Genomic DNA, 15436 nt, shown 5'->3' on the forward strand with positions numbered 1-15436 from the left:
GGAGCCCCAATCATGATGGTGACTTTTGTTTCGCAATGCCAAAAAAACGCACTAAAGAAAACCCGTCGAGTATTAGACGCCTTCGCTAACCGCATTGGCGACAATACATGGCAAACTGTGATCACCGAAGACGGCCTAATTACAGTGAAAAAAATGCTGCGCCAAACCGCCACCAAAAGCACCGCAGTAAGCTGCCACTGGATACGATCGCGCAGTCGCAGTCAGTTATTGTGGGTGGTGGGTAATAGAAGAAAATTTAATAGTGAGGGACATGTGGCGGTGAATTATACCGAAAGTGATATTGAGCCGTTTATGGATAATGAAAAATGGCAGAATTTAACGTTAATGAAAAATGCGGTTGCCATTGCTGCGCTTTTTCATGATTTTGGTAAGGCGAGTATTTTATTTCAGCAAAAATTAAAAGGAGAAGGGAAAAATAAGTATGAACCTGTCAGGCATGAATGGGTGTCGTTAAGAGTTTTTCAGGCATTCGTCGGTGACAAATCTGATGAGCAGTGGTTAATGGCTTTAACGGAAATAGATAAAAATCACCATGATAATATTTATCAAGATGGAATTAGAGGTGGCAGGAATAATCCACTAGTTAACCTGCCTCCGTTTGCTCAGCTAGTTGGCTGGTTAGTACTTAGTCATCATAAACTACCGTTTGTACCTAGCTGGAAGCAAACCTTAACTCAAGAAACTTCACCAGCCGTTCTGCATAAAAATGGTGTCAGTCCACTAAACAGTTGGTTTGCCGAAGAGCTGCAAGTTTTCTGGAATTCTTATAATTTTAAAGACGAAGATAGTAGTAACTTTTTACAAGATAACTGGACATTTCACAGTGAAGGCTTGCCGTATAAAAGCACCAAGTGGCGACTAATAGCAATTAAAGCCGCTGATCTAACACTAAAAACAATTAAGCAAAACACAGCTAAAAATCTTCTGCATGATGAATTGTTTACCAGCCACCTTACACGAATGGCATTAATGCTTGCAGATCATCATTACTCAGCACAAAAAGAGCCTACTCTAGAATGGCAAAGCCCTAATTATCAAGTTTATGCAAATACTGATAGCGATACTGGAGAGCGTAAACAACAGCTTGACGAGCATTTAATTGGTGTGGCCAAACACGCGGTAGATATTGTAAGTGCTTTGCCACAACTGAAAAGTAGTTTGCAAACATTAGAAGACAATGCTTTTTTAAAAAGCACCAAAGTAGATGGCAAATACGCTTGGCAGGTAGCAGCGCAAAAGGTGGCGTTAGACCTAGGTGAATCTACTAAAAAGCAAGGCTTCTTTGGTATCAATATGGCATCGACAGGCAAAGGCAAAACTCTCGCCAATGCCAAAATAATGTATGCGTTGGCCAATAAAGAACAAGATTGTCGATTCACTGTTGCATTAGGATTAAGAACGCTAACGCTGCAAACTGGTAGAGAGTATAGAACTCAGTTAGATTTATCAGCAGAGCAATTAGCCATTGCCGTAGGTGGTTCGGCATCAAAAGCCTTGTTTGAAAACGAACAAAGTAAAAGGGCACCAGAAGATAGTTTTGGAACAGGTAGCGAATCCGCTGAAGAGCATTTAGATCCAGATTTATTTGTGGATTATGATTTGTCAGGCATAGAGCACAGTTTACACGCTTGGACAAAAACCAATCCGCGAATTGAGAAACTACTACAAGCGCCAGTATTGGTTTGCACAATTGATCATTTAATCCCCGCGACAGATGGTACCAAGGGCGGTAAGCAAATCGGTCCAATGTTAAGGTTGCTCACTTCCGATCTTGTCATTGATGAACCTGATGATTTTGGCTTGGAAGATTTACCTGCGTTATGTCGGTTGGTATATTGGGCTGGCATGTTAGGTAGCAGAGTTTTGCTTTCTACAGCAACGATGCCGCCAGATTTAGCTTTTGCAGCGTTTCAAGCATACCAAGCTGGTTGGACAGAATATGCCAAAGTGAATATTACGAATTGGAACCAAACAATTAACTGTGCTTGGTTTGATGAGCGTGAAAAAGGCGGTGCTTATCAAACGCTGATTAAAGACTTTGCTAATTTTAAAGTGCAACATGAGAAATTTGTAGAAACGCGCGTTAAGTATTTAATTTCTGCTACACCGAAACATAAAGCTGACATTCTTGATAACCTCACATCCACAAGCGATATTTATGTCAATTTTGCTCAAACAATTATGCAGGGTGCTCTTGCCTTACATCATAACAACACGGTTGTGGTAGGCAATAATCAGGTTTCTATTGGCTTAGTACGTATGGCCAATATCAATCCAATGGTTGCCGTAGCTAAAGCGTTGTTAACTTTACCAGTACCTGAAAATACGCACATACATTTATGCGTGTACCATAGTCGTTACCCATTAGCTATGCGCTCTTACTTGGAAAACAAGCTAGATAAAATACTTAATCGTAAAAACGACTGGCCACCTAGAGAGCTAGAAAGTCTAATCGAAAAAACGGCTGCTAAAAATCAGATTTTTATTGTTTTGGCCTCACCAGTCGCGGAAGTTGGCCGTGATCACGACTACGATTGGGCAATCATTGAACCTAGTTCTATGCGTTCAATTATTCAGATTGCTGGTCGGGTATTACGACACCGAGACCATGTTCCAGAACATGAGAATATCTTACTGATTAACCAAAATATTAAGCAGCTAAAAGGTAATGAGCGGTGCTTTAATCAGCCGGGTTTTGAGGTAGAAAACTTAAAGCTAAAACTAAATGAACACACGTTACGGAAAGTGCTCGTTGAGCCCCAGTATCAGCCTATTAATGCGTCTGAAAGAGTGATTAAAAGTAAACTGTCGTCATCAGGTAACTTAGTCGCTCTAGAGCACGAAGCGCTAAGTAGAAAAGTTAACGAAAAAAGCCTTACAGCTTTCTGGTGGAAAGAGCAGGCTCACTGGTGTGGAGTGTTGCAAAATTTACAGCCGTTTAGAAAATCGGAAAAAGACGAAGCTGTATATATGCTATACAAAAATAGTGAGTTGGTTTGGCAATGGAAGAATGAATCGGCTTATCCAGCGAAAATGGGGGCGCTATCAGGAGCTGGCATTTCTCTAAAAGAAGAGCAGGGCTTTACCCCAACTGAAGGGATCAGTTTTTGGTTTGATTTAAACCCATTAAATATATACGCAGAGCTAGCCGCTGATTTTGATATTAGCGAAGAAGACGCATCGCTGCGGTTTGGTGAGTTGCGGTTGGTTAGCTACAAAAAAAATGACATAAACGAATACAAATATTTTTCAAATTTAGGAATTTACCAAGAGGTGAAGTGATGGATGATGTAATGAATGAAGACAGGTGGGAAGATATTGTTTCAAGTTTTCTTAGAAGTAAGCACAGTAACGAATTAAAAAGCTACTTGGATAAATTATTTAAAGATCTTAAAAAGTCCTATGAGAAATTAGGTTTTTTCAAAAATGACCAAATAAAATATATTTTTGATGCTAGAAAAAATAAGCCTTTAGATGATCAAAGCCAGTATGATTTTATAGTTGCTCAGCTTCGAGCCCTTAATGAATTTAACGATAAACCTCAGCACGTTGATATTTTAAGCTTGCTGGAGGATGTTTTTATCAATTTTAAAGAGTTAAATGAAAAATATGACGTAAACAGATGGTTGTCTAAATCCTCTGGTGATGCAAAAAATATTTCATTCGGAACGCACGTTCCTAAACTGACTCACTCAGCTATTAAGACAAAACCCATCGTAAGCAAAAACAATAAAAATAAGGCTGGGTTAATCACAACCTCTCGCGTACCTTTTATTAAATATGACTCCGTTGCAAGTAATGCATATAGTCAAATCAGGGAATTTTTCAGTTTAGAACTAAGTGGTGTAAGTCTTTATGAGATTTTTTCAAACGAAGAAAATTCTGTGCTGAGGAGTTTTGCATGTGATGAATGTCAGTTAAAGGAGTGGAACTCTGGATTCTTACAAGCCTTGGAGGTTAAGGATTTGGTGATTGATCCATTGCTGAAGCAAGTGTATTTTCCAATCTCTAAAGCAGAAAATAGTTACCACTTACTTTCACAGGTGGAATCTTCGTCATTATCTATCGAAATATTTTGTTTTATCGAAAAGAAGCGCGAGGAATTGGCAAGCTTGACACTAGGAACAAGGAGTGGCTTTCCTAAGGTTGCACAATTATTTGTTACTTCAGGTAAAAATATTTTGAGTCATGGTAACGTGTCGCAGTTAAATGCGATTAGGAAAGGAGCTAAGTATCTTTTTTCTTGTCAGCCACCGGTTTGGCACTCTCAGCTAAAACCACCGATTTACACTGGTAGTTTTTTCTATGAATTATCAAGAAATTATGAAGTAAAAGAAAATATTCAATATTTGTCAGATTTTTTAACTCGCTTTGAAAATTTGCAGCTTAGCATTAAAGACCCTAAGCGCATGCGCTGGTTAGTTCAATGGGTTGAAAATCTAGTGGATGAAGTGTTGGTATACGTAAAAACTATACAAGCTTTACCTTCTGGTTGGTCTGCTATTGAAGGCGTTAAGTTAAAAACGGCTCACCAAGTGTTGTTAGATTGTTATCGCCAAGACGAACAATTTTTAGAGATGAAAAATAGTAGTGATTGGCAGGCGGTTGTTATTCAAGACTTCGCAAATTGGTTAAATAACAGGTTAACAAAAGTTAATGAGCAATTTACACCACAAGATTCACACACCAAGCTTTGGAGGACGATTTTCAAAGATAACTTTAGCGAAGGTTTTGATATAGAAGGATTAACTCAGGAGGAGATCACAGTATGAGCCAATACATCTTAATTGAAAGAATAAAGGTTCAAAACGCTAATGCAGCTTCGGGTTTCACTTGGGGCTTTCCAGCAATCACCCATTTTTTAGGTTTTAGCCATAACTTAAATAGAAATCTTAAGTCCAATGGCGAATTTAGCTATTTAGCTTTGGAGGGTTGTGTTGTGGTAGCGCATGAACAGCATGTTCATGCATATAAAGACTTTGGTGTTACTCGGTTTACTCAGTATAAAACTTCTCACCAGCGAGAGGTTAAATTTGAAAAAGATGGGACTTTAAAGGGCGCTTCAATTATAGAAGAAGCCAAAATGAATATGACCGTTTCTCTATTGATACCTGTTAGTGGTTATTTAGGTGGCGCGCAAGACGAGCTAATCCAATTTATTAAAAATTCTTGCCAAATACAGCGTTTAGCTGGTGGAACTATTTTGTCTGTAGCAAATGTTGATATTGTTGATTTGGCAAAAGAGGACCACCTTAGAAGTGTTAGAAGAAAGTTATTGCCTGGCTTTGTATTGCAAGATAGAGCTAACTATTTGGAAGAACACTTTTTAAAGCTAAAAGAGCAAAACCCAAAAGTAGGATTGCTGGATGCTTGGTTTGATTTTATTGCATTAAAGCAGGTAGCTAGACCTGAATGTGATTTATTAGATAAGCATTTGGCTAAGCAAGCAGATAAATCAGATTCATTTTATACAATAAACGACATCTGGCTTGAGCATAAAAGCCAACCGTATGATCAAAAAAACATACCCTGTGAACTAGTTAATTACTTTGCTGATCAGCAAGAGAACATTGACCCCAAAGTGTTAACTCAATGGCAAAGTTACTTATTACCAAATGAAAAAACACCAGCTAATTGGGAATACGTTAAAAAGCCACAAACGGGTTATTTGGTGCCCATAATGACAGGTTATAAAGCTATTACCAAAGTTTATCCAGCGGGTGAAATTGATGGTGCTAGAGATGCTGAAACAGACTTATGTTTTGTCGAATCCGTTCATTCTGTTGGTGAATGGCAGAGTGTCCACCGTTTAAAAAGTCACGATCACTGGCAAGCCAGTGTTTGGAATTATGCACCGTATGAACAAGATTGGTATTTGTGCCAGCAAGAACGAGGCACTGATAAACAAATAGCACAAACCGAATCAACAACTGATGAAATTTATTATTAATCTATAAGGGAAATATTTATGGCTATTCAATTACCAAGCATGTTAGCTTTCGAACGTAAACTTGAAACTTCTGACGCACTAATGTTTTCAGGTGTATGGGAAAATATTGCAACTGCTGAAAAATGGCAGGAAATCCCTATTACCAAAAGACAAAATCGCTCTACCCAAAGTGCCGAAGGCACAAGTGATGCTGACAAAATTAAACCCAACCCTGTTTCATCGGATAGTGACGATGCCAACCTTCCGTTAAAACACGACACGCTAAAAGTAAGCTTTAGTATGCGAGTTATTGGCAGTCTTGGAAATCCATTTGGCTGTAACTCTCCCGATTTTAGTAAAGCAATTAAAACCAAAACCGCAGATTTTAAACAGGGCGAGGGTGTTAATGATTTAGCTTATCGCTATGCTTATAACATCGCCAATGGACGTTTTCTATGGCGTAACCGTGTTGGTGCTGAGGAAATAAGCATTGTTGTTAAGGCAGGAGACCATACCTTAAATTTTAGTGCTTATGACTTTTCGTTAACTGAATTTGAAAAAGGCAACGACAATTCGTTTTTGCAGCAGTTAACAGCAATAATTGCAGAGGGTTTAAAAGGCGACGAGAAAAGCTTTGTACTAATTGAAGTTGACGCGTTTGTAAAACTTGGCTATCAGCAACACGTGTTCCCATCACAAGAAATGAATATGGGTGAAAAGGGCAAAGTTTTATTTAAACTTGATGGCTGTGCGGCTATCCATAACGTAAAAATAGGCAACGCTATCCGCACTATTGATACTTGGTATAACCGTTATGCCGAACAAAAACAGCCTATAGCAATTGAACCTTTCGGTGCGGTTACTCAAATTGGTGACGCTTTCCGTAAAAATAAAAAAGAAGGCGATTTGTATTCATTGATGGTTGATTGGGTAAATGATATTGACTTAACTCCTGAACAGCAGATGTTTGTTACTGCAAATTTAATTCGCGGTGGCGTGTTTAGTAAGTCTTCTAAGTAAAAAATCTGGAGTGTCTATGAACTACTATCTCGACATTCAGCTAGCGCTACCAGATGCTGAAGCTAACTTCGGCTTTATCTGGCAAAAACTTTTTCAACAGGTGCATTTTGCACTTGTTGAACATGGTTACGAGTCTGAGCGCAAACTAAAACATGGTGATACTAAAGTTTTACGAAATTCTAAAATAGCGGTGTCATTTCCTGAATATCAAAACCACCCATATCCATTAGGTTCAAAATTACGTTTGTTTGCACAAACCGAGGCTGAATTGCAAAAGTTGGCGATTGATAAATGGCTGAATCGTTTATTGGATTATGTGTCTATAGGGAAAATCCAAACTGTAACTGACGAAACGCAATTTGTTGCTTTTAAACAAAAGCGAATTAAGGGAGTTAAACGTCTAGAATATTCATTAAATAAAAAAGCTAAACATATAGCTGAAAAATTTAATGTGGATTTTGATCAATGCTTAAAGGAGCTGAAAGAAAAATATGTTTTTGAACAGACTAAATTGCCATTTATTCAACTGGAAAGCCAAACCAGCAAACAACGAGGCGACCGTGGACTTTTTCAAATATTTATAGAGAAGGCAGATCAAACAGCAGCTACGAATTTGATGTATGACTGTTATGGTTTGGTTCTTAATTAAATCAATTTTACGTATGTTTTGATCATAGTGATAACTTGAAGAACCAAATTAAAACTTAATTTGGTTCTTTTTTTGGTTGAGCCATAATAGCGAATACCTTGATGTAGGAGCTAATAACATGTCTTTATCTGCACACATAAAACCCATAAGTTATTTAAAAGCTAATGCTGCAAAAATTGCAGAAGAATTAAAGCAAGAGGGCGAGGCTTACATTATTACCCAAAATGGCGAAGCGGCTATGGTTGTTCAGTCTGTTGCCGAGTATGAAAAAACACAAGAAACGTTAGCCTTGCTAAAAATGGTGGCACAAAGTGAGCGTAGCGTTGAGCAAGAAAAAACGCATGACGCAAAAACAGCGCTTAAAAGTATTCGTGCTCGATTAAATTGCCATGAGTAAGTAAAGGCGGTTTGATGAAAACCTATTCTGTACATTTTTCAGACGATGCCTTTAAAGATCTTGAAACTATATACCAACATTATTTATTAACTGCGGATAACACCATTGCTAACCAGTTATTGGATCAACTTGAACAAGCGATTAATTCGTTAAACCTTGACCCCAAGCGAACAAAATTTAATGCCGATTTGTTGCGGGCTGGAATTCAGTTACATGAACTTTTAAGCCAGCATTTTCGAATAATCTACCGAGTTAATGAAACGCAATACAAAGTGTTTATTCTTGTCATTTTGCATCCAAAACAAAGTATCAGTAAAGCATTGTTTCAACGCACGTTACATTAATAGAAAGACCAAAAAAATAGCTCTTTAAAAATTACTTATAAATTCAATAGCTTATTACATAGTTAAAAATTTGGGTAAAAATAGCCAAAATTGATTAACCCTATGTTGTAACTTATTTTTTTGCTAAATTTGCATTGTTCACTGCCGCACAGGCAGCTTAGAAATGTCGCAGCAAAATCCCCAATTTTGTCTTGAAGTTCACTGCCGCACAGGCAGCTTAGAAAATGATTTAACGAGTGATTGCTTTTTAACACCTGTTCACTGCCGCACAGGCAGCTTAGAAATTAACTCGCTAACGCGACAACATTGTCGCCGTGTTCACTGCCGCACAGGCAGCTTAGAAAAAGGCGAGCGTTATGCTGTGACGGGCTTTTTAGTTCACTGCCGCACAGGCAGCTTAGAAAACTGGCGCGGCCTTTGAGCGCCATGCTTTTGCGTTCACTGCCGCACAGGCAGCTTAGAAAATAATGGCGATGTAATGACAAATATTCTAAAAGTTCACTGCCGCACAGGCAGCTTAGAAATGAATGCAATTGTAAATTGCTAGAGGGGCTATGTTCACTGCCGCACAGGCAGCTTAGAAAATTGCTAATGCGACTCCCGTCGTGATTAAGGCGTTCACTGCCGCACAGGCAGCTTAGAAACGCCAACTCTGGCAGTACAGCCGATACCTCTGGTTCACTGCCGCACAGGCAGCTTAGATACCCATTTGAAAAAGCAGATACTGTTTCTTCTAATAATTTGGAATTTGACTGTTATGGCTTGATTATTTGTTCGATACTATTTAGTAAATAGTTGTATGACGTAGGTCATACAACTATAATTTGTTTAAAAGTTAAACATAGTGGTTTTTAACATGGCAAGAATTAATGCAAGGTTAGATGACGAATACATGGCTAAGTTGGAAAGGTTAAAAAGCCAAATGCACACATCGACTACAGAAGTTTTAAAATTGGCAATTGACGATTTATATGAAACGCAACTCAATCAGAAACAAGCAAAATTACAAGCATTGCTTAATAGTGACTTTGTTGGGTGTGGTGAAGCCGAGGCTGACTTGTCGAGTCATTATAAATCTTACTTAAATTCAGACCTTTCCAAAAAACATGATAATCGCTGATAGCAGTTATTGGCTGGCTTTGGCCAACACCAGAGATCAGTACCATCAAATCGTGCTAGCCAAAACCGTATCGTTGAACGATACCTTAATTACCACTTGGCCAGTGTTAACTGAAACATGCCATTTATTACTTTCACGAATGGGTGTTCATGCGCAAGTTAAATTTATTCAGCAAGTAGAGCAATTTGCCGATTTATTTGTGCTAGAGCCGAAACATTTAATACGATGCTCTCAGTTGATGGAACAATATCAAAACTTACCTATGGATTTAACCGATGCCTCTTTGGTGGTATTAGCGGAAAATTTAGGGGAGGGGAAAATATTGTCGACAGACAGACGAGACTTCAACGCATATAGGTGGAATAACCAGCATCCATTTCAAAATGTGTTGTTTGACTAACAGGTTAAAAAGCACTCAAACTCCGCACGATAAAAAATGAAAGTAAAACAGGAATTATGAGAACAGTGTAAGTACTAATGATCACAATCGTTTTAAGTCTAATTGTATAACCGATACAGCAAAGTTTAAAAATAGGTAATTACTCAGTGTAATGAAATTTATAAGTGATCGATCGTTAAATATCTTTGAATAAGGTACTTACACTACTGACTTTTGTGGAAAATAACCGTTTTAAAGTATCAAGTTCTTGTGGGTGAGCATTTACGCTTGCAGAGCCTGCAAACTTTCTGTCAAAACGAGTAATACTACAAGATTGCGTTTCAGACAAATTTTAAGTAGCAGCTATCTATGCAGGCACCAAAAGTAGGGGATCAGAAGCCAAGTCTCTCCTACAAAAGGCGTATTATATTGTTTCTTATATGGTTGGAAACTCGCTGTTTGCAATGCTATATAGTTACAAAAATAGTAACTACTCGGCGTGTTTATAAATAGAATTGAATTTCTTCCGCTGGTATAAAAAATTACTGTCATACCTGAGTATTCAGGTATCCAGCGCCTTTATTAAAGTAAACGGAGCTCACGTTTACTAAACAAAGTCACTAGAGTACCGCATTCGCGGCAAAGACGAGGTAATTAGCAATACTAAGGCGCGTAAAACAAATTACGCTGAGTAGATACCAAAAATAGTAGCTAAACCATTAAATACTAAAATAACCCAAGTTTTTTGCTCTTTAATAAATTGATTAAAATCAAATGGTTATGTTCTAGCTGAAAATTTAGGTAAAAAAGCCTAAATGTGACTAATGCGTTGACGCTATTCGTTTTTTTGTTAAATTCGCCCTGTTCACTGCCGTACAGGCAGCTTAGAAAGTCTGTTTGGGTATGAGTGTTTATCAGTCCATGTTCACTGCCGTACAGGCAGCTTAGAAATATGCTGAATTCAGCACACTTGAACCCAATAAGTTCACTGCCGTACAGGCAGCTTAGAAATGCAAAGTGCTTTTGATGCCGGTAGCGAAACCGTTCACTGCCGTACAGGCAGCTTAGAAACAATGTTAAATCACTGGGTGACGAATGGATTCGTTCACTGCCGTACAGGCAGCTTAGAAAGCCCTAGCGGCAACAACCCTAGCCATACTCACGTTCACTGCCGTACAGGCAGCTTAGAAAGTTTATCGTCAAAACGCATTCGCTTGAGGAATGTTCACTGCCGTACAGGCAGCTTAGAAATCATGGATAGATTAGCGCGGGTTTTGTTGAAAGTTCACTGCCGTACAGGCAGCTTAGAAACAAATGGCACCACTGGCGTGGTCGGTACATACGTTCACTGCCGTACAGGCAGCTTAGGTGACGAGGAACCGAAACGAAGTTTCGCAGTCCGAGGAAGTGAGGTCATGGATGACCGATGTAATATAGCTTCATGGATGAATCCCATAAAAGAACAGTGTTGAGTAAAATAGGGCATGTTTACCGTAAATGGATTGTCGAGATAAATCTCGACCTGTAAGTAAGTTCACTGCCGCACAGGCAGCTTAGAAACTCAGCCGTTGTTATAATCAATTTATTGTTGAGTTCACTGCCGCACAGGCAGCTTAGAAAAGTAAGTGTGTGCGAGTCATCGAAAAGCGAGAGTTCACTGCCGCACAGGTAGCTTAGAAACTATACTTAAGGCTAAGCGCGGATTTTGGAGAGTTCACTGCCGCACAGGCAGCTTAGAAAAGGAGTATCCCCAAGAAATACGGTAGTTTCTAGTTCACTGCCGTACAGGCAGCTTAGAAATTAATATCACCCGCCAACGCACTACCTAAAAAGTTCACTGCCGCACAGGCAGCTTAGAAAATCTCAACAATCGCTCCCGCTGTATCACCCACGTTCACTGCCGCACAGGCAGCTTAGAAATTTTTGGCGTTTTGCTCTGATTTGGCTGGTTGGTTCACTGCCGCACAGGCAGAAAATTGTTCCCGACATTTTCTGCATTCTCTAACATCCATGTTGATCGCAGCTTAGGTAACGAGGAACCGAAACGAAGTTTAGGTCGTTCTATGTCATCCTTGTCATCACGACATTGGTATGTCCATATACTGCACTGTCCGAGGAAGTGAGGTCATGGCAAGTTGCGTGTTCCCGACGCAACTTAAGTACTGGCATCCATGCCAGCAAAGACCGATGTAATATAGCTTCATGGATGAATCCCATAAAAGAACAGTATTGAGAAAAATAGGGCATGTTTACCTTAGATGGATTGTCGAGATAAATCTCGACCTACACTGTAAGTAAGTTCACTGCCGCACAGGCAGAACATTGTTGCCGATATTTACGATAGTTAATGCAAGCATGGAATAGGGCTGTCAAACTTACAAGGTTTCTGGCATTTTTTGTGTTGCGGCTTGTTGTTTTTGCGTTTCTTTTATCAACTTTTTAGTGGCTAAATGGCGCCATAGTTTTTCTAAAGGTCCAGCGCTATAGTGTTGTAAATACCAGTTAGCAACCAAGATTTGTACAGCTGTGTATAGGCTGCAAACCAGCATAAATTCAACCTGGCCAAAGGTTTTATTCCACTCTGGCATTAGCCACCTAAACAATATCACCATGGTGATGGATTGCAGTATGTATAAACTAAACGCGAGTCGGCCAACGGATTTTAGTGGTGATAAAAAGGCGAGTAATTTTGAGTGCGGTGATTGTATAGCTAGCCAATGCCAAATGAGTAATGCCATGCAAAGCCCAGAAACACTGCCTAATACGTAGGCAGAAATTTGTTGGCTGCTGGGTACAAGCAGTAAAATGAGTATGTCTATGCTCGACATACCAAGGGTAATAACCAGCAATTGTTTTACTCTTATCTTGTCAAAGCCTTTGCTTAGTAACCCTTGCTTATATAAACCGGCGGCAATCAGCATAATACCGGCAATGTAGCACAAGCTGAGTAGGGGAAAGGTTATAAAATAGATCAGTGCTAGTGTGACTTGTTCAATGAATTGGTTGAGATAGCCACTGGTCCACAATGCGTAGTTGTCTAAAAATTGAGGTGATTGGCGGCTGTAGCTTTGTGTGAATTCGGCGTTTAATAGTACGTCGGCAGCCATTATGAATAAGCTAATCGCGAATAATTGAATGCCCAATTTTATTACTTGCTCGGCGGGACGATTTAAGCGTTTGATAACAAACCAGCCGCCTAGAGCGTAAAACATAAGAATGTCGCCTGGCCAAATGAATGTGCAATGGATAAAGCCGAATAGTAGTAACCAGTTTAGGCGTGATTTTAAAATCGCTTGCACTTGTTTTTCTGTTAAGCCTTGTTTAATTAGTCGGCTGTATTGCAGGTACAAGCCCACGCCAAATAGCAAACAAAAAAGACTTCTGAATCGGCCATCCATTAGCAACGCTTTAAATGCAATGATGATCTGGTCGCTAGTTAAAACAGGATCAAAGTGAACATATCCTAATTCAAATATCCCCATTGCCGTGATATTCATAAATAAAATACCTAAGACTGCAATGCCTCGCAGTATATCGAGATGGGCTATGCGAGCTGGGTGAGTAACGTCCATGTGATTGTCCTTGTGCAATGATAAAAACCGCATATTAACCATTAAATAAGATTGATTAAACGTAAATGTGCTAAAGCGACGGATTGGGTCGATTGTTAAGTGTATTGAATGAAGTTCATTATGAGCCTGTACTTGCACTATTTTTTAGCAATATATTTAACTAATAGTCACTCATCTGATCACGCATTATATTGGTGAATAAGTGATTTTTCCCTGTCTTGTTGCATTTAACCCCTTGTTTTATCGCAATATGTGTCAAAAATGAATATTTTATAAATATGTTAATAAAATGTTTGTTTTTGTTGGTTTTTTTTATCTATACTCGAACCACAACAAATGAAATGGCGTTTGTTGGTTCGAGATAACTTTCAATAAAATTGTACTGCCAATACAAAAAGAAGGAATGTTAGATGGATAGAAAAATGACTGTAGAACAAGTGTTAGATATTATTGTTGTTAATCGCCCTTGCGTGGAAATTCAGCAAGATATGATCGATGAAATTAAACGCCTGTTAGATCAAGGAATAACAGAGGAACAAGCCTGTAACATTGTATTGGGTAAAGATTTTCAAAATTTATATTTGCATTAATTGTGTAATTATTTAACCCGTTAAGTAGCGGGTGGCTGGGTTTGTTTTGCAGGTTCGCAAGCATAAATGCTTGCCTACGGGGGCTGGGTTTGCAGGCTTTGCAAGCATAAATGCTCGCCTACGAGAGGGCTTGTAAGCGTAAAATGGCTGAGCAAGGTCGACAGGTTAGTCGACCTTGGCAAAATAGTAATTTAACCCGCTTGTTGATAAGGGAAGTTGTTCGCCCATTCTAGTGCCGCGGTGTAGTGCTCGTGCACATCGTCCATTTCAATATCTAATTCATCTTCGACTAGATCTAGCATATCGTCCCATTGCCCTTGCTCATAATATTCAACTAAACGAACGTACTCGGCTAGGCGGCCTTCACGTTTGACTAAGGCTATTTTTATCTCATGCAAAATGGGTAATTTTCGCATAATGTCGATCAATTGCTGGTCGAGGATGGCGTCTACCAACGAAAATAAGCCTGTTAAAAATGCTTTAGGTGGGTTGACTTGGTCGCCCATTAATTCACTTATACCTTGACAAAAACGGGCTCTAACAATGCTTAATGCCAGTAATTGCTGGGGTTTATCTTGGCTTAAATTTGCCATCGCCACTAGGGCAATAAATTTTTTAACCTCATTTTGCCCGAGATAATTTAATGCATGGCGAATAGAGCCAACCGGTTGAGTGTTGCTAAACACTGGGCTGTTAACAAAGCGCAGTAGCTTGTACGACAAAGAAACATCGTGTTGCATTATTTCATTTATGCGCGCTAGATTTAATTCGGCTTTGGAGGACTCTGCAATTAGGTCAACTAAATTGGCTTTAGAAGACGGTAGTGATTTGGTTTGAATGACTTCGGGTTTGGCGAAGTAATACCCCTGAAAAAACTTAAAGCCTAAAGATTTTAACGCCTCAAATTGTTCGTAAGATTCGACCCGAGTAGCAATGTAGCTAAATAATCTATTTTGCAGTTGTGGCATCAGTGCCGGTAGTTGCTTAATCGGGGTTTCAGCAATATTAATTTTGACTAAACGTACTACGTCTAATAAAGGTTCGGCGGCTTCTTGAAAACTGTAGTCATCTAACGCAATGATAAACCCTTGTTCTTGCAGTGAACGTAAAGACTCTCTGAGCTCGTAAGTGACCGGTAAATTGGCTGACACTTCGATCACCACCTGATGGGAAGGCAGCCAAGATGGGAAATTGTCGCCTAGCGAGTCTTGGTTAAAATTAATATGGGCAATTTTACCGTTAGTGAAGGCTTCGAAATCCTGTTCTAAACCACTTTGTTCAACTAATCGGTGCGTGGCCTGCTGCGCATTGGCAACAGGAAAAGTATTGTTGTAACCACTGCGAAATAAAAGCTCGTAAGCTCTTACTTGATGGTCGCCGTCTAGTATGGGTTGTCGCGCAATATATCCGTACAT

General features: G+C 39.3%; 12 protein-coding genes and 3 CRISPR repeat arrays. Of the genes, 10 read left to right on the forward strand and 2 right to left on the reverse strand.

Going from position 1 to position 15436, the window contains the following annotated elements; all coding sequences use genetic code 11:
• The first annotated feature begins 12 nt into the window (after positions 1-12).
• From cas3f to C2869_RS12945, 9 genes are all read left to right on the forward strand, one after another.
• A complete protein-coding gene (cas3f, locus tag C2869_RS12905; protein WP_108603331.1) occupies positions 13-3303 on the forward strand; it encodes a type I-F CRISPR-associated helicase Cas3f in 3291 nt (1096 codons plus the stop codon).
• Positions 3303-4793 carry a type I-F CRISPR-associated protein Csy1 gene (csy1, locus tag C2869_RS12910; protein ID WP_108603332.1) on the forward strand — a complete coding sequence of 497 codons (1491 nt, stop codon included), beginning with the start codon at positions 3303-3305 and terminating at the stop codon, positions 4791-4793. The genes cas3f and csy1 overlap by 1 nt, the downstream gene beginning before the upstream one ends.
• A complete protein-coding gene (gene csy2 / locus C2869_RS12915) occupies positions 4790-5971 on the forward strand; it encodes a type I-F CRISPR-associated protein Csy2 (protein ID WP_108603333.1) in 1182 nt (393 codons plus the stop codon). The genes csy1 and csy2 overlap by 4 nt, the downstream gene beginning before the upstream one ends.
• Positions 5972-5989: 18 nt before the next feature.
• The gene (gene csy3 / locus C2869_RS12920; RefSeq protein WP_108603334.1) at positions 5990-6970 is read left to right on the forward strand and encodes a type I-F CRISPR-associated protein Csy3; all 981 of its coding nucleotides are present in this window, start codon (positions 5990-5992) and stop codon (positions 6968-6970) included.
• Between the two features lie 16 nt (positions 6971-6986).
• Complete coding sequence (gene cas6f, locus C2869_RS12925) at positions 6987-7619, forward strand: type I-F CRISPR-associated endoribonuclease Cas6/Csy4 (RefSeq protein WP_108603335.1); 633 nt, start codon at positions 6987-6989, stop codon at positions 7617-7619.
• 118 nt (positions 7620-7737) lie between these two features.
• Complete coding sequence (locus tag C2869_RS12930; protein WP_108603336.1) at positions 7738-8016, forward strand: type II toxin-antitoxin system Phd/YefM family antitoxin; 279 nt, start codon at positions 7738-7740, stop codon at positions 8014-8016.
• A 14-nt stretch (positions 8017-8030) separates the two neighbouring features.
• Positions 8031-8360, forward strand: a complete 330-nt coding sequence (locus C2869_RS12935) for a type II toxin-antitoxin system RelE/ParE family toxin (protein WP_108603337.1) — start codon at positions 8031-8033, stop codon at positions 8358-8360.
• A gap of 136 nt (positions 8361-8496) precedes the next feature.
• A CRISPR array of direct repeats spans positions 8497-9064; the repeat unit is 28 nt; unit sequence GTTCACTGCCGCACAGGCAGCTTAGAAA.
• A 152-nt stretch (positions 9065-9216) separates the two neighbouring features.
• Positions 9217-9480, forward strand: a complete 264-nt coding sequence (locus C2869_RS12940) for a ribbon-helix-helix domain-containing protein (RefSeq protein ID WP_108603338.1) — start codon at positions 9217-9219, stop codon at positions 9478-9480.
• The gene (locus C2869_RS12945) at positions 9467-9880 is read left to right on the forward strand and encodes a type II toxin-antitoxin system VapC family toxin (RefSeq protein ID WP_108603339.1); all 414 of its coding nucleotides are present in this window, start codon (positions 9467-9469) and stop codon (positions 9878-9880) included. The genes C2869_RS12940 and C2869_RS12945 overlap by 14 nt, the downstream gene beginning before the upstream one ends.
• A gap of 842 nt (positions 9881-10722) precedes the next feature.
• Positions 10723-11231: direct repeats of the CRISPR family, unit length 28 nt.
• Positions 11232-11391: 160 nt separating this feature from the next.
• Positions 11392-11779: a CRISPR direct-repeat array (repeat unit 28 nt; unit sequence GTTCACTGCCGCACAGGCAGCTTAGAAA).
• Positions 11780-12234: 455 nt separating this feature from the next.
• Here C2869_RS12945 and C2869_RS12950 read toward each other — a convergent pair.
• Positions 12235-13431, reverse strand: a complete 1197-nt coding sequence (locus tag C2869_RS12950; protein WP_159084162.1) for a DUF418 domain-containing protein — start codon at positions 13429-13431, stop codon at positions 12235-12237.
• Positions 13432-13841: 410 nt separating this feature from the next.
• Here C2869_RS12950 and C2869_RS12955 point away from each other — a divergent pair, with 410 nt between their 5' ends.
• On the forward strand, positions 13842-14021 hold the full coding sequence (locus C2869_RS12955; RefSeq protein ID WP_108603341.1) for a hypothetical protein: 180 nt from the start codon (positions 13842-13844) through the stop codon (positions 14019-14021).
• A gap of 191 nt (positions 14022-14212) precedes the next feature.
• On the opposite strand, the gene C2869_RS12960 is transcribed toward C2869_RS12955, so the two are convergent.
• Positions 14213-15436 (reverse strand): EAL and HDOD domain-containing protein, encoded by a 1224-nt coding sequence (locus C2869_RS12960; protein ID WP_108603342.1) that lies wholly within the window; start codon positions 15434-15436, stop codon positions 14213-14215.

This window comes from Saccharobesus litoralis, from assembly GCF_003063625.1.
In the GTDB taxonomy this organism is placed as follows: Bacteria; Pseudomonadota; Gammaproteobacteria; order Enterobacterales; family Alteromonadaceae; genus Saccharobesus; species Saccharobesus litoralis.